The sequence below is a fragment of the Levilactobacillus tujiorum genome (assembly GCF_012641185.1).
GTDB classification, from domain to species: domain Bacteria; phylum Bacillota; class Bacilli; order Lactobacillales; family Lactobacillaceae; genus Levilactobacillus; species Levilactobacillus tujiorum.
This window is the reverse complement of record NZ_JAAXLK010000004.1, coordinates 34,411-52,273: the sequence shown is the minus strand read 5'-3', so window position 1 is coordinate 52,273 and position 17,863 is coordinate 34,411. Positions and strand designations below refer to the sequence as shown.

General features: G+C 45.8%; 23 protein-coding genes. All 23 read right to left on the bottom strand.

The genetic code is table 11. The features are described from left to right. The 23 genes from HF569_RS02920 to HF569_RS02805 all read right to left on the bottom strand — a co-directional run bounded on the left by HF569_RS02920 (position 1) and on the right by HF569_RS02805 (position 17,849). Positions 1 to 627: a putative phage tail protein gene (locus HF569_RS02920; RefSeq protein ID WP_168901249.1), complete on the bottom strand. Its 627-nt coding sequence runs from the start codon at positions 625 to 627 to the stop codon at positions 1 to 3. Beyond that, positions 620 to 1,765, bottom strand: a complete 1,146-nt coding sequence (locus HF569_RS02915; protein ID WP_168901248.1) for a baseplate J/gp47 family protein — start codon at positions 1,763 to 1,765, stop codon at positions 620 to 622. Before HF569_RS02915 ends, HF569_RS02920 begins: the two co-directional genes overlap by 8 nt. Further along, positions 1,743 to 2,180: a DUF2634 domain-containing protein gene (locus HF569_RS02910; protein WP_211089600.1), complete on the bottom strand. Its 438-nt coding sequence runs from the start codon at positions 2,178 to 2,180 to the stop codon at positions 1,743 to 1,745. Before HF569_RS02910 ends, HF569_RS02915 begins: the two co-directional genes overlap by 23 nt. Then, a complete protein-coding gene (locus HF569_RS02905) occupies positions 2,173 to 2,493 on the bottom strand; it encodes a DUF2577 domain-containing protein (protein WP_168901247.1) in 321 nt (106 codons plus the stop codon). Before HF569_RS02905 ends, HF569_RS02910 begins: the two co-directional genes overlap by 8 nt. Next, complete coding sequence (locus HF569_RS02900) at positions 2,493 to 3,542, bottom strand: XkdQ/YqbQ family protein (RefSeq protein WP_168901246.1); 1,050 nt, start codon at positions 3,540 to 3,542, stop codon at positions 2,493 to 2,495. The genes HF569_RS02905 and HF569_RS02900 overlap by 1 nt, the downstream gene beginning before the upstream one ends. Positions 3,543 to 3,544: 2 nt before the next feature. Next, positions 3,545 to 4,231, bottom strand: a complete 687-nt coding sequence (locus tag HF569_RS02895) for a hypothetical protein (protein WP_168901245.1) — start codon at positions 4,229 to 4,231, stop codon at positions 3,545 to 3,547. A gap of 1 nt (position 4,232) precedes the next feature. Next, entirely contained in the window at positions 4,233 to 7,076 is a 2,844-nt protein-coding gene (locus tag HF569_RS12330; RefSeq protein ID WP_211089599.1) for a tape measure protein, read from the bottom strand. Positions 7,077 to 7,298: 222 nt separating this feature from the next. Then, positions 7,299 to 7,703, bottom strand: coding sequence for a phage tail assembly chaperone (locus HF569_RS02880; RefSeq protein WP_168901244.1), 405 nt, complete (start codon positions 7,701 to 7,703; stop codon positions 7,299 to 7,301). Positions 7,704 to 7,719: 16 nt separating this feature from the next. Beyond that, positions 7,720 to 8,214 (bottom strand): phage tail tube protein, encoded by a 495-nt coding sequence (locus HF569_RS02875; protein ID WP_015474419.1) that lies wholly within the window; start codon positions 8,212 to 8,214, stop codon positions 7,720 to 7,722. A 17-nt stretch (positions 8,215 to 8,231) separates the two neighbouring features. Continuing rightward, on the bottom strand, positions 8,232 to 9,653 hold the full coding sequence (locus tag HF569_RS02870; RefSeq protein ID WP_168901243.1) for a phage tail sheath C-terminal domain-containing protein: 1,422 nt from the start codon (positions 9,651 to 9,653) through the stop codon (positions 8,232 to 8,234). Position 9,654: 1 nt separating this feature from the next. Further along, the gene (locus HF569_RS02865) at positions 9,655 to 9,807 is read right to left on the bottom strand and encodes a hypothetical protein (RefSeq protein ID WP_168901242.1); all 153 of its coding nucleotides are present in this window, start codon (positions 9,805 to 9,807) and stop codon (positions 9,655 to 9,657) included. Then, entirely contained in the window at positions 9,791 to 10,210 is a 420-nt protein-coding gene (locus HF569_RS02860) for a phage tail terminator family protein (protein WP_168901241.1), read from the bottom strand. Before HF569_RS02860 ends, HF569_RS02865 begins: the two co-directional genes overlap by 17 nt. Then, a complete protein-coding gene (locus HF569_RS02855) occupies positions 10,210 to 10,614 on the bottom strand; it encodes an HK97 gp10 family phage protein (RefSeq protein WP_168901240.1) in 405 nt (134 codons plus the stop codon). The genes HF569_RS02860 and HF569_RS02855 overlap by 1 nt, the downstream gene beginning before the upstream one ends. After that, positions 10,614 to 10,991: a hypothetical protein gene (locus HF569_RS02850; protein ID WP_168901239.1), complete on the bottom strand. Its 378-nt coding sequence runs from the start codon at positions 10,989 to 10,991 to the stop codon at positions 10,614 to 10,616. The genes HF569_RS02855 and HF569_RS02850 overlap by 1 nt, the downstream gene beginning before the upstream one ends. Then, a complete protein-coding gene (locus tag HF569_RS02845; protein ID WP_168901238.1) occupies positions 10,988 to 11,377 on the bottom strand; it encodes a head-tail connector protein in 390 nt (129 codons plus the stop codon). The genes HF569_RS02850 and HF569_RS02845 overlap by 4 nt, the downstream gene beginning before the upstream one ends. An 11-nt stretch (positions 11,378 to 11,388) precedes the next feature. After that, on the bottom strand, positions 11,389 to 11,700 hold the full coding sequence (locus tag HF569_RS02840) for a hypothetical protein (protein ID WP_168901195.1): 312 nt from the start codon (positions 11,698 to 11,700) through the stop codon (positions 11,389 to 11,391). A gap of 74 nt (positions 11,701 to 11,774) precedes the next feature. Further along, on the bottom strand, positions 11,775 to 12,686 hold the full coding sequence (locus HF569_RS02835; protein ID WP_168901237.1) for a capsid protein: 912 nt from the start codon (positions 12,684 to 12,686) through the stop codon (positions 11,775 to 11,777). Positions 12,687 to 12,707: 21 nt separating this feature from the next. Further along, the gene (locus tag HF569_RS02830) at positions 12,708 to 13,256 is read right to left on the bottom strand and encodes a phage scaffolding protein (RefSeq protein ID WP_168901236.1); all 549 of its coding nucleotides are present in this window, start codon (positions 13,254 to 13,256) and stop codon (positions 12,708 to 12,710) included. 126 nt (positions 13,257 to 13,382) lie between these two features. Then, positions 13,383 to 13,712 (bottom strand): YjcQ family protein, encoded by a 330-nt coding sequence (locus HF569_RS02825; protein WP_041815667.1) that lies wholly within the window; start codon positions 13,710 to 13,712, stop codon positions 13,383 to 13,385. 32 nt (positions 13,713 to 13,744) lie between these two features. Further along, positions 13,745 to 14,779, bottom strand: coding sequence for a minor capsid protein (locus HF569_RS02820; protein ID WP_168901234.1), 1,035 nt, complete (start codon positions 14,777 to 14,779; stop codon positions 13,745 to 13,747). Further along, a complete protein-coding gene (locus HF569_RS02815; protein ID WP_168901233.1) occupies positions 14,766 to 16,184 on the bottom strand; it encodes a phage portal protein in 1,419 nt (472 codons plus the stop codon). Before HF569_RS02815 ends, HF569_RS02820 begins: the two co-directional genes overlap by 14 nt. Next, the gene (locus tag HF569_RS02810) at positions 16,175 to 17,422 is read right to left on the bottom strand and encodes a PBSX family phage terminase large subunit (protein ID WP_211089598.1); all 1,248 of its coding nucleotides are present in this window, start codon (positions 17,420 to 17,422) and stop codon (positions 16,175 to 16,177) included. Before HF569_RS02810 ends, HF569_RS02815 begins: the two co-directional genes overlap by 10 nt. Further along, entirely contained in the window at positions 17,415 to 17,849 is a 435-nt protein-coding gene (locus HF569_RS02805; protein WP_168901231.1) for a terminase small subunit, read from the bottom strand. The genes HF569_RS02810 and HF569_RS02805 overlap by 8 nt, the downstream gene beginning before the upstream one ends. Positions 17,850 to 17,863 lie beyond the last annotated feature (14 nt).

Below are 17,863 nucleotides of genomic sequence, written 5' to 3'. Positions count from 1 at the left end.
TCACATCCCCTCCTTCTTTGCATTTACTGTGGTTTCAATAATGGCTTGTGAACCGCCACCGTAGCGAAGTCTTTCCATGATGGTTGCCGAATAGTCCAACTTGGGACGTACACTGGTCTCCACAGAATACGTTGTACCAGTGAATAAAACCAATCCCCATTGAACCCGGGCCTCAGCTTCTGTAGTAACGCTGTATACCATGTTGGCCGGGAGATACACGTTCAGTAGGTATTGCAGTCGGTGAATCTGTTCCCAACTAATGTCATCCCACTGACTCACTGTAGTTACGGTTTCTTTAACTACATCCCGGAAGACTTCCCCCGGAATATTAAATGACTTCAGCAAATCTTTTAGATACTTAAACGTAATCGGACGCGCCGGAAGCAGTCGAACCAGAATGTCATACCGCCGTGACTCCAATGTTCTGGTTAAATCTGTATCAATGTCTAACTCATATTCGAAAATACTCAAACCATCACTATCGGCCTTCATAACAAATTTATTCAGTAAAAGACGCTGAACATCTGCCTCCACACTATCGAAGGCTGGTTGTTCGGCATCTAATAAGGCATTCATTTCCAAAACACCATCGTAATAATCTGGCTTAAAGTCTTCCAATCTACTCACTAATCATCACCTCACCAACTTCTGGCAACTGAGATAGCTCGTTAGTGAAAATTAACGATACATCCTCTTCTTGACCGTTTAGCGTTGGGAGTGAAGCGTTCACCACACCCTCAATCTTCATCACTTCGGCTAGCAGCTGGGACCGATAAACCGTCAGCGAGTACCCCCGACCAGTCTTACTATCAAGGGTGGCCCACTTCTCACGGAGCTTGCCAAAAAAAGTTGCAATGCCACTCTTAATCTTACCGGTTACGACTCCCAGCATTGCATCAGGAGACAAGCTGACTGTGGAGGTCACGTTGATTTTAAGAACTTCTGGAGCGACCACTGTTACCACATGATTAATTGGTGCCAGCCCATAACCCTCATCTTCGGGTGTCGGATCAATCCGTGATTGAACTTGCTTAATCAGTTCTTTACTAGCGGGTAACAAGTCATTATCCAAGATAACCAGCTTAACTGTGCCTCCGCCTTGCCACGTTGGGTAAATTTGACCAGCACCAACAGAAGTGATCTTAGCCAACATGTCAGCATAATCCGCTACGTTTCCACCATAGGCAATGTAGTTATTCGGTGACAATAGCCGTTCGCGAAGATGGTCATCGTCTTCATCATCTCGGGCCGGTACCGATACTTCGATGATTTCAGCCCAAGAAAGCGCGTCATTCGGAGTAACTGGTATAATCTGACCCAGATAACTATTAGGATCGGTCCCCGCAACATCAGCGGTTAAAATAGCCGTCCCATCTTCATTCACAGTCGTGACCGTGTAGAAAATAGGGTCATCACTCACACTCGCAAACTGGTCGCTTACTTCAACATTATGGATAGGCTCCCCATTACTGTCAGTAAACTTGGCCGTCACTTGCGCTGTGGTGGCTGCTTGTCGCGCTGTTCCACTATCGGTTGCGTGCCAGTCAAGGGCTTCTCCCTCAGCTGTAGACTTGTAAATCTGTTTAACGGTTTCTGCTTCTTGCAGCGAGCTCTCAGCCAACATTGTTGCAGCTGGAGCCATTGCATCGTAGATAATTGACCCTTCCCGGGTGTCTACCGTTTCTGGAACTTCGTCTAGCATTTTGTCTAACCAATAATCAAAATCCTGAGCCTGCAGCGCCTCAATCAACGTCTGTGGATTCACCTAATGTCACCTCACTTTCAATCGGAACAGTGCCGAAGATAGTTTCGACGGTACCACTTACCATTAGCGTAGTTGAATTCATCTTTTGAACATCATCAACACGCACATCGGTTACCCGGTCATCCGCATACATGGCTTCTTCTAGCATCCGTTCCACTTCAACCTCGGCGTAATCAAAATCTTTGCCCAACAACTCATTAAAGTCATTGCCGTAGTCCTCGGTATAGATGGGAAACACAAATCGTTCCGTTCGAAGAATTTTATCAATGGCTTGAACCATTGCTTCCCGGCCATCAATCATTGATTGAATTCGACCGTTCTTAACTAGATAGGTACGGCTGGGTAACGTCTCTTCTTCAAGGTCATCGTCCGTTTCATCCTCGACATCCAATTCAATCTCTTCTTCATCATCCATCTTCGTCACCTCCCGTCTTCTCTAGTACATAGAATTGTTGCCCGCCATCTTGGCGAATCATAGTGACACCATCGCCCTTCTTTAAAGCATTTAGAATGGTAACGGTTTTGGTATCACCATCAATTTTCATTTTCACCTCATGGTCGGTCACATTATCACTCAGGTTCAGAAAGGCATCAGTAAGAACCATCTGGTTAGAAATCTGAATCTGCAACGGTGACTCACTGATCACCGTACCAAACACAATATCGGCGTAATCGCTATCTGAGCCACCTCGACCCTTTATCATGTCTAGTAATCGTTCACCAGCCATTACCAACGCACCTTCATTTCTAATTCGGCTTGGTCAGTCGTCCCACTAAAAGTATGGGTGGCCTTGGTAATCAGGAGGTACTTTGTTCCTACGCCGATGTCCTTCAGCGACTTAATCTTAACTGGGTACTCATTACCCGGAATCATGTTCAAGGTAGCAAGCACGTCCAGTTTGAGCGTGTGAGCCTGCTTGCCCTTCGACTTTAAAATGCTAGCCGCCTTGGCCTTCATCTGGGCCGCGTTAGCTTTATCCTTAGCTTTTTCGACTACTTGAAGTTTCCCCCACCGCTCAACGGAATTCCCTTTCTTGGTAATGGTCGTCAGCTTGGTGTTTTTAACTTCTGCCGCCTTCTTCTGAGCTGAGGTCAATTTAACCTTAGATGTGGAAGAGGTCTGCTGCTTCTTTTTCTTATCTGTTCGAACGACTCGGACTATATTGGCGACATCCTCAATGCTCCGTGAGTAACTAAAGCCGGTAAGATAGGAGCCGTCCCCCATATAATACTTCATACGTTTAAATGGAGCTCGGCGTAACTCAACGGTCCCATAATTGCAGTAAAGAAAATAGCGATGGCCGGTTGCCCGGCGCGTCGCCTTGAACGAATCCTTCAGCATGTCAAAGTAAGATTTACTATCGCAAACCTCAGCTACCAGTTTATGCGTTGATTTATCCACAACTTTGTGTGGCACCCCGGCCAATTTAGCTGCTTTCGTGAATCGCTGTGAGATAGTCGACACTGGCCAAATAAGTGAATCCTGATTCTTGAAGTAGCGGAGGTTGTCGTAAGCGGTGATGCTAAAGACTTCCGACTGGTCATAATCGAACTTGAAAATCTTCCCTCGGAAGACCTTCTTGTGATCCCAGCAAAATTGGACTTCATCACCATTTTTTGGCGTGAATCCTTCATCCACTTCGACCAGTTTGAAAGTCAGCTCACCGGCGGCAAAGTCGATGTCGGTCGTCCACTTAATCTCAGATTCCAAAATATCTCGAACATCCCAAGTTGTTTTAGTCCCTGGGGTCTTAATCGTGAACATAGTTACTGTCATCATTACACCGCCTTTACTGCTGACTTAGATACCCAGCCACGAGCGCCACCACTGAGGGTAGCAATGTGGTATGGATATTTAGCATTGGGAGCAACCAAGCTGATTTTTCGTGTGGCATTTCGTTCAGTTGCTCCCGGTCCATTGCCAGCAGAATCGCGGTGTAAGCGACCATTCACAGTCACTTTAGACCCTCGTCCCACCTTCTTAGGCGGCTTAGATCGGGACTTACCCTTCTTAGCTGTTTTTTTGGACTTCTTCTTGGCTTTTACCTTTTTCGCTTTGTGAGCTTTGTATTCGCCAATTTTAAGCGTGTACGCATACTCATCAGAAAAGCCGTCCGCCATGCCATACTTAAACTCCGAAATGATTCCCTTGAAGCTGATCTTAGTACTTGAAATTACCAAACGTACCGGCTTCTTAGCCTTATACAGTTTATTGAGCTTGTCCAAGTAAGTCTGTCCATTCTTATAAACAGTCTTAGTACTAAGATAGTGCACATTAGCTGTCTTAACTGGCAACGTACTGGTAATTTCAATCGACTTTAACTTCTCATCACCAATTAAATTAATCTGACCCAACTTGACTACGCTAACTGTTTTATCGTCGGTTGCGGCGTCAATGTTGAATTCCTTCGGGTTGACAGGAAGGTTAAATGTCTTGTTCTTAGAATCAGTAATCGAGAATTTCAACTTAACCCCTCCGTTCGTTTAGGTTGACCAGGTAGTTTTCAAGCCTCGATACCAAGACTTCAGCATCTTCGTAGCCCTTACCGGTACTATTAATCTGAATAGCACCCGGAGCGATGGTGATGTTGCCACCAGTCGATTGCTGATTAGTCGTGGTACTGCTAGAGTTCTCACCATATGGCGTTATACTACTGGCAAATGGTGAGTGAGCGAGTGTGGAAGCATTGGGATTAAACCCAGGCATTATGGCGCCCTGGGCACCGGCCACAGCAGTGTGAGCCATGCTGGCACCAGAAGCTGCAACTAATGAACCGGTTCCATCCATGCCAAGTGCCATTCCTTGTCCCATATAATCACCAATTTCAGCAAAAAGCTTTGATGGTGAGTGAATACTTGCAGCAGCCCGAGCGGCACGGTTCGCTTGTGCAACAAGCGCGTTAGCAGCCGCAGCTACTGCACCTACTTGAGAACGCATACCAGCGGCTAACCCAGCGCCAATCATCGAACCAGCTGAATGCATTGCACCAATTCCAGCGCGAGCCGCGGCTACTGCACTTGCAATACTGCTTCGAACGGCAGCTGAAATACCAGCACCCCCAGCACGTGCAGCTGCCGCTGCTGCACGCATCCCGCTTGCAACTGCTGATACAACTCCTGCCATTGAAGGCCGCATAACGTGTGGTGCTGGTATAGTTGGAATCGTTGGCTTAGTAGGTGTTGGAATGTGTGGTGTTGCAACTTTCACATGTAGCGTTGGTAAGGACGACGGCATGGTAGGTGCTGGTACTTTAGGTGTAGCTACTTTCACATGTAGCGTTTGAGTAGCTGGCATCTTGGGCGTTGGAACCGTTGGCGCTTCCACTTTAGGCTTAATGGTCGTTGCTGACGCTTGCTGCTGTAGCTTTGCCATAGGATTGCCAACACCCGTTGTATCAACTTCAGCTTTAGTTTTGATAGGCGTAGAACTTGCCTGCTGCTGAAGCTTTTGCATCGGGTTACCTACACCAGATGTATCAACCTCAGCCTTAGCTTTTACCGGGTGAGAATCTGCTTGTGCTTGAATTGTTTGAAATGGATTAGCGCCAGCTTGAATCTGGGGCTTCACATTGATATTTGCTGTTTTGCTAGCCGTCATTTGATCCATCTGTGAAAAAACATTGGAGGTGTCTAGCTTAGGTTTAATCTGAATATTGCTAAGGTTACTTTTAGTGCTAGATGCCTTCGTATCTAGTTCACCAAGTGCCGAAATTACTGCTCCTGTAGCGGATTTATCACCAATATGACTAAGTGCGTCCCCAATGCCACTGATGCTGTCCTTGGCTTTCGACAATGATTCTGCCGCACCGGAGAAGTCACCAGACATCGCCTGTTTTAATGCCATCATCCCATTAACGATTGCCATTATGGCATTAACAACCGCTGCACCAACACTAACGACGATACGAAGAGCATCCGCAAAGGCTGCAAAGGCAAGAGCCAACCCAACAATTACACCAACACCAATCATGCCCAGCGCTTGTCCCAACATTGGCAGGAGTGCAGACACTACTGGTTCCAATGCCGTCTTCAACTCATTGAAGGCACTGACCAAAGGTGCAAAGATCGTACCGAGATTACTAAAAATCGTAGTAAGAAAGTTTTGAACTCCCATAAAGTTAGTCTGCCAAGCGTAGACAGCCGCCACAATTGCCACTGTCACAGCGGCTAAAGCTAACCCAATTGGAGAAATCAGTAGTGAAAACGCTGATCCAATGGAGCTAAAGATGCTTATAAATTGTGCCGGTATTGCAATCAGCTTTGTGATAAAACCTGTTACAGCAGTTCCAATACTTGCAAAGGCTCCCGTAATCCCAGTTAATATTCCGGATATTGCAGACAGCCCGGCAAAGGCACCCACAACTCCAAGAATATAGGGTGCTACCGTCTTTAATGGTGCTATTCCTGCTGCTATTTTAGAACCAAAACCAATAATGCCATCAGCTAGCCCATCAAAGTTAATGTTGCCGATCTTATCGGTAATACCGCTAATAGCATTAATCCCAATCTTGCTAACTTTATCAAAAGCCGGTTGCATCTTATTGGCTAACGTTTCACGAAGACCATCCATCGCTTGACCAATAGTCTTGTACTGCGTGGCCATCTTGGAAAAGTTCTTATTGGTACCTGTTTGTGCAATCGCATCAAAGAAATCTTGGGTCTTCACCTTACCGTCTTGAACGTCCTTAACTAATTGACCAGTACTTTTGTGCATTGTTTTTGCCACGGCTGCCATCCCAGCAGGAGTTTGTTCAAGCATCAACTTAAAGTCCATCCACTGGATTTTCGGCTTGGCAGCGGCCTGGGTCGCTTGCTGGCTTAAAGTCTTCATGGCCTGTTGTGGATCAGATGAAGCGGCAGCCAAACCACCAAACCCTTTAACTAGCTGAGTCGTGTTTTTAGTCCCCACAGCTGCCAATTGGCTATATGTGGAGGCCATGTCTGACGCTGAGTAAATGGTCTGTTGCGCAAACTTCTGTAAGTCTCCACGAGTGGAATCAATCTGTTTTGGCCCCTGACCAATCATTTTCATATTGCCATTAAAAGTCTGCCAGGCTCGACTAGATTCATCGAGTTCACCGTACATGCTTTTAATTCCACTACTAATTGCACCAATTCCTTTCGTAATGCCAGCGCCGATCACGTTGGCACCCAAGAACTGCTTAAACATCCCACCTCCACCATTGTTTGCTGCGTTTCCTTTCAGCTTATTCATGGCATCAGCGCTACTACCAAGACCGGCCTTTAACTTATTCAATGTCGATGTGAACGCATCGTTAATTCTAATTGTTGCGCTAACTGTTTCTCCCATACTCCACCTCCTCTCCATAAACTAAAAAACCAGGTCGCTATGATCTGGCTTTTCGTTCTGCTTGTTTTTGTGCTTTCTGTTCCTGTTCAATTCGGTTATCAATTCCGGCAATGACCAATGCTTTTTCGTCTGTATCAAGGCTGGCCCACTGGTCAGGTAGCCACCCAAACTCAAACATGGCGTAGTGGTAATAGGTGAACTCCTGCCCTTTACCGGACTTGATTAGTTTTTTGCTTCGTCAACCTTCTCTTCCAAAGTATCTCCTAAAGAGAGCGTGTTTACCGCCTTAACCAACTTAGTCAATTCTCCCATGGAAAGCATCTTTTTAAGAGTACCAAGTGGGTCCGCTAAGGTACCATAAAACCCCTGAAGCTCCTTCGAATTCAAATCTGGTTGGACAACGGACTTCACAACCAGGGCATCTGCATATTTGTCTTGGTCGACTTGCCGGACAACTTGACCATATTGGTTCTTGTTGGTTCTAGTCGCTGCTTTTTGCAACTTCTCATTTTCTTCGTTAGAAACCTCAGTGATGACAAAGGGAGAGGCAAACCCCTCAAACTTCAATTCCTTAGTTGCCATCTCCCGCTTGCGCAGGAAGTCCTTAATCGATACTTGTTCAGCCATGTTTAAATTCCTCCTATTATTCTTCGAAGCCAGTAAATGGCTCTACTAATTCAATACCTTCAAACGTGAAGTCAGATTCCCATTCCATTACACCATCGTCGGCTTCAAAATCGGCCACCGGAATGTCGTCCAGGTTAACGTCTTTCAACAGAACCGTTTGTTTTCCGGCCCGTGAAGTTGGGTCCTCAATGGTCATCGTGATGGTGAAGTATAAGTCCTTTTCGCCTTTAATATAAGGGAGCGCGTACTTCAACCAGTTAGAACTAATCACGTACCCACCCAGAGTCCCTGTGCCTTCAACTGAAGTAGTCTTCTTGTGCTTCCACCGAGAACCTAGGGTCTGAACATCTTCCTTGTTCTTTTCCAGTTTTGCTGCAACCTGGGTAGCTTCAATCATTGGCCAAACTTTACCATTCATTTCAACAAAAAGCTTAGCATCCTTTGTAGAGATAGTGTCACGGCCATTCAGAAATTGACCGATAACAGACGCTGATTCATCTCGCATTGTCATAACTTAATCGCCCCTTTCTAGTTTACAAAAATCGTCATGTACAGCTTTTCCATCGCATCAATCGGAGTCACACCCAGCGTGACAAAAATTGAATCTCGGTCTTCGCCCGGTTCAACACTTAGATCAGTAGCATCGACTGGCTGGATCACGGTAGAATCGGATAAGTCCTTCAAATAGCTAACGCGATTGGCTTTAAAAAGAGACCGACCCGTACTGTCGTTATTAACCTTCCCTAAAAATTGAGATTGGAACGTTTCCATTGTGTTGGTCGCAATCGTGTCTAACGTCCGAATAACCCGGTTCTTTTGGAAGGCATTTGGTTTGTCATCAGTAATCGAGACTAGTGAATTAATGTCCTGTTCAACCGTTACGGAACCATTCCGTAGAGTCGTGAAGACAATCTGACCGGCATTCAATGCATTTACAGTCTGCTCATTAGTTCGCTTAGGAGCAGCATTAATAGCATCTGGATAAACAGTATAGGTGAGTGAAGTACCCGCATTGGCAGCGGAAGATGCACCAGCAAACCAACCGGCGGCCTGGGTAGCGGTTAAGATTGAACCGTCCACTAGTTCCACCCCATTATTCACAACAGAAATGGCTTCGTGATCATACTTAGAAGTCCCTTCCATCATGGGAACCACAGCCCGAACCTTGTACCCCTCTTCATCACGAAGGCGTTTTACGGAAGCGACCACAAGTGAGTGAATATTGTTGTCTGCGGCAAAGCCAGCAGTAGTCACAACGTTATAATTCTCAGTTGCTAACACATCATTCAGATTCTCGGTAACATCACTCGCTTTAGTAGTTCCACCAGTCAGTGTATAGCTAGTCGAAGCTGCTAAAGCATCAAGTTTGGCCTTGCCCGCCTCTGCTGAGAAGTCGGCCCCGCCATCACTAACAGTAACTTCACCAACTGGCTCGGTTGAATCTCCCGTAAAAGTAACATTTACGTAATCGTTAGACTCTAACCCGCTGGCTGTGGTCGTCCGAATAATCTGCTCATCCACCATCGTGGTACCCAGTAAAGTCTTTACCGTAACCAGTGTTTCATCGTTGGGGTCCTTTTCAACCGTCACAGTTAAGGTGTTACCAACCGTACCAGCGTACTTAGCGGTAAAGTTCCAAGGCAACTTAGCATCCTCAACCTTAGCTTTCTCACCATCATTCTGATTAAGATAGAGTACCGTTAAGGCCCCCTTCAACGTTTCACGAAGTGGGATTAACCGTTCATCGTTCAGAGTGGTACCCAGTACTGCCCGGAAGTCGGTAGTATTATCTGCTTCCACGACACCATTAGGCCCCCATCCCAGGTCAGCTGACCCAATCAATAAGGTCCGACCTAAATCTGTATCAGGTTGTGCCTGCGGAGCACCCTTAGTGTTGATATAAGCACCGGGGCGCCGCTTATTCTGTGCTGTCCAAATTCCACCAGCCATACTAAATTCCCCCTTTAAATTCTTTGATAATTTTCTTTGCTTCAGTCTTGGTGTAAGTCTGGCCGTCAACCAACTTAAGCGAGAGAATGTCCCGCTCAATTGGCTTAAAGCCCGTGCTATCCACCAAGGATGACTTACTAAATTTGTTTTCCATCAGTAATTCCTCCGTGGTAATTAATTGCTTGCTGTTTGGGTGTCAAGTCTTCCGGATAGGCTCGAATGGTTACTGAAAAGGCCATGGTTAAAGCTCCATCCACAACGCTAAAATCAACATCTCGAATAGGAGCGAAATTATCTAATTGCGTGAAACGGTCTAACAACTTCTCCTCCATCCATTCCATATCGGGTTCAGCATTGTCCGGGGCTGGGAAGTAAACTACCTGGTAGTGATACCCCCGCTTTTGGCGGTTAAAAAGCTCGGGCTGCCGGGTGGTCGTAATCTTGGACACGAAAAAAGACGGTTCTTTAAACCCGCCTTTCTGGTTCTTCCGGTAGACAACTGCTTCCGGAAAGATTGTCTTCAATTGCTTACCAATCCGATTAATAATATCCATCATCAATCTAGTAGCCCCCTTAGCGCCCGTTCTAGGGACGGAGCAATTAGTTGTGGCATCTGCCCTTCAACCTCAACGACCGTATCTTTCAACATGAAGCGACCTTCTACCCAGCCACCACCGCCACGAGTGCGGTGACCGTTTTCAACGAATGGTGCATACTCTGTGTTGTTGTACAGCTTAATGGCGATAACTGTACCAGTGATAAATGGCCCATCAACATGCCATGTTTGTCTTAAGTGACCAGTATCGACCGGCGTCCGACTCTTAACAGCCTTCATTGACTGGGCCTTAACCCGTTGCATTGTTACTTCCAAACCATGTTTAACCGATTCAGTGGCAATCTTAGAATTCACTCGGTCGGTCCACGCTTGAAATTCAGCATCATCGATGGTAAATCCAGCCATTAGGATTCCTCCTTCGACTTTTCGTCCCGAACCATGGCGACTTCTTGGTGACTGATATACCCGGCATAACCCTTGCTGGTGCGCTTGTAGTTGGTAGTCTGACCATTTACATCAGTTACCACAATATCGGCGCCAGCGGGAATTTTAATGCCATTTCGGATGATCAATTTAGCATCATAGGCATCAGTTCCAAAGAACGTCTGTTCACTAGCCTTTAGTCCTTTAAGGACCACCTTAGCCGGTTCGTCCTCCACAATTGTGACAGGCTTACCATCGGTGAACACACCATCGAGACTATCCCGAACGCCAGTAATGGTCACCTTGTCAAACCACAGTTTGTTGAGCGACTTACTCATACGGTTAAAAGCAGCTTTCATCGTTTCACCACCCGAAATACATTGAGTTGAGCCAAGTAGTTGTCAGTCAACGTGTTAACCGCTTGAAGTTCCATATACGCCTCACTGGACGACTTAAAGGTAACCGACGTGTCACCCTCGTTAATAGACTTAACATCGTTGTCACGGTCAGCAACTGGCGTGAGTAACTGGTGGGTAGTTAATAGCTGCTGACACAATGCTACTAGCGTATGATCCAGTTCTTCCGGAAGGTCCCTAATCGTAAGGTGCGTGTAGTTGGCAACATCACTGACGACCTTATCCAAAGTGAACCCCATTACAGCCGCCCAACTAGGATTTATCCCATCATCAGGGTTGAGCAACGACAACTGGGTCAGCAACTCTACTTTGCGTGGATGCTCATCCATCTAATTCACCTCTATTCGGCTGGCACTAAGGCCAACAAGTCAGCCTTAACCGACTTACCAGTGTGGTCGATGCTATGAGCGTCTAGCCAAGCGGTAATATCGGCTACCGTATTGGCATCAGTTGGCTTCACATTGCCGGCAGGGTCGAAGCCGGCCACCACCGTTACTTCTGGAAAATCAAACCGGTCAGACTTAGCACCGGTCCCATCAACTAACTCACCGGTAAAGGTACCAGCTGGATAGGTCTTTCCAGGTAGGTCAACGTGAACCTTACCTTCACCGGTACCTACTAGATCGGTACCTTGATACACGTTTAAAATCATCTCTAGTGCCTCCTATTCTGCACTGAAATCGGCTCCGCCCTTAGTGGCTACAACCTTAATTGTGGTCGGAGCCACTAAACTTTTGGGGATTTTTCAGCCGTGACAAATTCAATACCCTTGGTCTTAGTCTTCAATAATAGAACATCATCATAAGATTGTTCGTAGTACAGGTAATTCCCACTGTTGGCAGCACTAGGTGCATCGAAACCAACGAAACTATACTTTTGTGGAGCGATTTGAACCCCATTGAAGATCAGGAACATTTCAATCTGCTTAGCGTCGTCCTTAATCTTAGAACCAACAGTGAAGTCATATGCTGTTTGCATTAAGTCAGAAGGTACTACATTGATCGTCACATCATCTAAGCTGTAAACAGAGCGTTTGAGATTACCAGCATCGTTCAGATTAATTTGGCGATTGAGTGCGTCGGCTCGCTTCAGCATCGAGTTAACCTGTGGCGTCACATAGAGAATTCGACCAGCACCCGAAATCCGTGCCTCATCAAAGTCAGCCATCATGCTGTCAAAGACTTCTAAAATATTGGCTTCACTCAAAGTATCAGTGTGAATCCCTCCATCAGCAGCAGCTGCTTTTTCTTGGTAAAGCTTGCTGAACATTTGACGGTCCATTTCTGGCATCTTTTCATCCAAGTTAAACTGCTTGGTAATGTTAGCGATACTAATAACCATATTAGATTCATCCACATCGCTAGGATCAACTAATGTGCTCCAGTAACGTTCATTTGTTAGTTCATATGAATCCCAATCATTACTATAGTTGGCTTGAATCGCCGTAATCGTTCGCCGGGTTCGGTCTTGGCGACCTTGTTCAATGGTCAAGCGAGGTACCTTAATGTGTTTTGCACCATCAAACTTGATAATACTGTTAGAAGGTGAGTTCCATAAATCGGATGAGAATAGATGCCCATCATAGAACGCCTGTTGAATTGCCTGTTGATAGGCATCTGCATAATTTACTGTTGCCATAGTTTAATTTCCTTCTTTCTATTATTTAAAAGCATCGACTAAAGTTTGAACTTGGTCTGAATCATTAGAGCCATTACCACCACCGGGTTCATAATTTGTATTAGCACCCTCATCAAACAGATACTCATTATCTTTTTTGATAGCTGCTAATTGATCATCTAATCCGGTTAACTTGCCATCTTCTTCCAATTGAATCTTATCCATATCTAATAAAGCTTCAACGGTCTTAGGATTGCGAGCCTTGGCACCGGATAAAGCTGTATTGAGAGCCCCAGTCAGTTTAGTTTGCTTCAGTTGAGCAGATAACTCTTTGGTGTCGTTATCGTACTTAGCTTGTAGATCAGTAACTTGCTTAGTCAAATCCTCATTATCACCGACTTGTTTCTTTAAAGCCTTCATATCCTTATCTCGGGTTGTTAACTGCTCTTTAAGCGTGTCGTTCTCTTGCTTGAGAGCATCCACATCCCCCAGCGAGGACTTGGCGGCCTCAATATCAACACCGTTGGATTTCATAATTTGGTCAATCTGATCATCGGTCAAGTTCATAGCTTTCAACATATCTCGTTTCATTTAAAGCACCCTTTCTCGCTAGATTTACGTGGGGCGACCACGAATCAAGGCAAAACAAATAGCAGTTTTACGACATGCTGAGGTCGAAAATGGGTATAAGGATAGCACTCAACAGATTTCTGGGTGCTACATACCGGGAACGATTCCCTTAATATCTTTCAATGTGTTTTTAACCCGCTCCATCATAGAGCTACTAAACAAATACTCAATACCAGTCGGCGTAATTTGCACATTATGAGTTTTGATATTTTCGCCATTCAGGGTGCTAATTGGCTGCACGCCTGAGATAAGTCCCTCATTAACCATATTTATCAAAATATAATTCCAATAGGTTTCGTTAAGCTTATAACTCAATTGATCGAATTCTTCATCGGTTATTGACTTGCCCTGTTTGAGTTTGTCATACAGAATTTTTAGCAACTGATACATAACCACAAAGTAATCGTCTTTAGCCATATCATCACCTCGATCAGAACTTGGCAAACTTATCAACGACTGGTTCCCGCTAACTTCTTCCATTGATTAAACGTAATATTTTTAACAATTTTACCCTTGCCAGTCTCCAAATCACGCGACCATCTTTCGCTAACCTCGGGTAATCCTTTAATTGATGGAACTGTGGTACATCGACACCGACCATGAATGGTCGGGTAGTTGATCCCCGGTCTACGTTCAGACATCTTAAATACCTGACCATCTAGCTTGGCACAAACGTCACAGGTATGGCTTTCAAGCGTCGCCATATACTCGTATTCTTCAATTTCATTCTCTTTATAGGCTTGGGCGTTAGCTTCTTCGGCCACATGAGCCATCTCGGAAACAACCAACCGATGAACGTTGTTGCGCTTCACATCTTGAAACCGAGCGTGCATCATCTGGGCAACTTTCTGGGGTCCATACCCCATGATGGTTCCACGAAGAACGGCATCCATCAGGTAACTGGGTAACTCTTTCTGGTAGTTCTTCCAGATACGCTGTGAGAAGTCTTTGCCGTCTTCCCCCCAAGGCTGGCTAACCGCAATCCTAAGTTGGGCATCGTTGAAACGCGCAAAGTCAGCCGTGAACTTACCGTGTTGCACTTGTACGTTGTAGTTGGTTCGCATATAAGTATCATTGTACTGGTCTACCAATTTATCCCGCATTGAATCGGTCATGCTCTGAGCATGTGGCTGAGAAATAGAACAAAGTTGCTGCTCTAATGACTGTAACCTGGCCACCCGGCTACGAAAGTACTCAGCATCTAGCTTATCTTCATACCCGCCTGCTTTGGCCTTTTCCCGGAACTGCTTTAGTGTCAGTTCCCAATGCTTGGTATGAATACCGTTGAGAGCCTTGCGGGCTGCATCAGAGTCGATGCCTTGGTTCTTGGCATACTTATCTACCCACTTGCTAACCTCACCATTAAGCTCACGGAACAGGCCATTGAGCTCAGGCTGTATTGCCTTCTCGTATGCCTCGGTCGACCGAATCTCTTTGGCTTTGGTTTGTAGATAACGGCGTTCCCAATAACTAAGTTTCGTCATCGTCCTCACCATCCACATCATTCAAGGCGTCCGGATTAGCATAACCATCGTGTTTTACAATATCGTCTTGCCGATCCTTTAACTCTTGCTGCCAATCATCAACAATCGGATTAGCTTTAGCAATCGCTTCGTCACTCGAATACTGAGCAACCTGCGATATTGTCTGAGCTTCTTCGAGGTTGTTATGGATTGAAGCCCGAGACCAGGTCTGTTCAATTTTACGACCGTCAGGGTCCGAAGCCTTAGACCACCGCATAATAGCCCGGACTAACTCATTGAGTGCATCGGTAAAGTAGGCCTGCGTGTTGGCCGCCTTTAACTCTAGGTGAGAGTACAGCATTTTAATGGCCGTTCCACTAGCGTTATTCGCTTCAAACTTGGTCGGGTCAATGCCTTGACCGTGCACGAATATATCGGCCTTGGTAGACTCTAACAATGTCTTACGGGCCTCCACCGGGATGTCAATGGTCAACTTATCAACACCCGACTTATCGCCAGTTCCCACGCTGTCCATCTTAATCGCATGATCTTGTTTTAGTGCCTTCATAAATTCTGCCAAGTCAGTACCACCATAGTTGGTCAACACTAAAATGACCTGTTGAATGTCATCCACATCGTTGACAAAACCGTTGTACACGTCATCGTAAACATCAATCAGGCCCTTGTACTTATACAGTTCGGGACGCTGGTACTTATTCTTTGGAAAAGCGATAAAGGGAATCCGACCAAACTGATGAGCCATCACGTTACCCGCACCAATATCAGCATTAGTCGTAATATCATAAACATTAAATCGTCCAGGCAACTCTTCGAGGTCGGTGTAGTCAGGCTTCTCAGACTTGAAAAATGTGCAGTCCTTGTCAGTCCAGTACTCGTGAATCTCATAATATTTACCCGTTTTTGGATCAAGCTGCGAATACGTACGACGCAATGCCAGTAACTTACGGTCCAAGTCACTTGAATAGATTGGGGTAATTTGATCAGGTGGTACAATACCATATCTAAATTGCCCGTCTCTATCTACCCAATAATGTGCCCATGCTACTCCAGCATTAGCCGCATCAACAACTAACTGATTGAGTCGGAGCCCAAAGTTGTCACCTAAGGTCGTTTTAATCTGGTCATTTAGACCGTCATCTTCGACATCCACAGAGGGAGGGGTAGTTGCAAGATACCCAGCTTCTTGATCAACCAACAATTGATGGAAGTTATTACTAACTCGGTTGTCAGCTTGACGTAAAGGATCGTCACTTCCTTTAGGGTTAACTCTTGACTCCCCATTGTTGCGATTGGTGATGTCGTTTTTGTTAAAGTAATATCGAACTGAACGATTAAACTGTTCGTTGAATTTGTTTCGTCGTGAATCGGTATTCTTGAGTAGCTTCTTCATTGTTTTTACTTCCAAGGTACAAACCCTCCCTTCTTCATCAATGACTCTAATTCGTAGCGTGTCTTATCAATCGTGTGGTCATTCCCATCTGGATACCCGGCCTTGAAGTTCCCCATTGCATCGCGAGCCAGTTCGTAGCCAGAGAACTCACGGGCAGTGTTGGGACACCGAATTGGATCAATAATGATTTCTCTTAAGTCCTGCAACCATTTAAAGCCATGTTCACGGCTACCAGGGCCTTTCTTAGCACCCACGACGTTAATGCCCAGGTCACGGAACTCTCGAATGGTTCGAGGCTCTGCGGAGTCGGCAGTAATGACTTCATTCATCGGGTTCAGCTTCTTAATTGCCTCAGTTGCCTCTCGATTAGTCATCCCCACACTGTAAATTTCGTTAAACAAAAAGACCCGGCGTCTAGCCGCGTCCCAATATGCATCCCCATAAGCTAATGGATCGTGAGCGAACCCGAAATCCATGCCATGGTATATTTTATCGAAATGTGAAATCTCTTCATCGGTGATCTCTCGAAGTGTCAGGTTGTTAAAGACCTCGGCACCCGTCCCGGTAACCTCACCCAGATAATCATGAGCGTAGGCCTTGGGATTATCCTTTTTGAGCTGGTCTGCATCGGCCAGAAATTCTTTACCCAACCATTCTTTAGGCACCGATAAGTAATCCGATGAGTGCACCAGCGTATCATCCCGCTGCCCCTCACTGGCTGTTACCTGGTTAGCCCAGTTGTTCTGACTGGCGGGTGGGTTGAAACTATAGAACGTCAGAATATTGGAACCGCCCCGGTTTAACGACTGATTGATGTTCCGAACGTCGGACCAGCTGTCAAATTCATCAGCCTCCTCGTAGTGTTTAAACTTAATGTACCCTCGCCGGAACTTTTGTGACTTAATCTTCCGGGGCTTATCGGCACCCAGAAAACGAATCTGTTGTCCGGTGGGGATATACGTCAATGTTAAAGGGGATGTTGAGTCCTTCCAGTAGTCAGCCACACCCAGAGTATCAATGGCCCAGAGATATTGATCAAACACTGACCGCCGCAACGTCTCAGCGACCTTCCGGAGAACGACAGCGTTGGCTTCCGGGTCCTTCATGATACCCAACACAATTTCGAGCGAAATAAAAGAGGACTTGGTTGAACCACGTCCTCCTTTTAGCCAATAATTCGAATGTTTACGTTGCTTGATGTCGTGATGCAGAGTGTAGAATGATGGGGCCATGGTCGTTGCTAGGCTAACCATCGTCATCACTCCCCGCTGGCACGTTGTCGGTAATCTGAACCGGATTGATGGTGGCGGTCAGGTCTTGCTTATCCGTCCACATTGCGTAACGCTTACCGATAAGTTCGGCAGCCTTGATGCGTTCAGAGACCTTTGACGGGACAGTTACTTTTCGTCCACCCGGAGTTACCACAGTCTCTTGAACTTTTCCGCGTCGCACATCACTCAAGAACTCCATAACCTCTTGTTGAGAATCAATCCGTTCCGTTTTTATTTCCTCAGTTCTCTTTTCAAGTGCTTTCAAAATCTGAGGTTTTTTGAGGTTTTCAGTTCCGATTTTATAAGCAGTCTTTTTGCTATAACCAGCTTCGGTAGCGGCCTGCGTTGCATTACCACTAGCAATGTATGCTTCAACAAACTTAAACTGCTTTACTGTTAGTTTCTGCATAGTGCAGGCCTCCT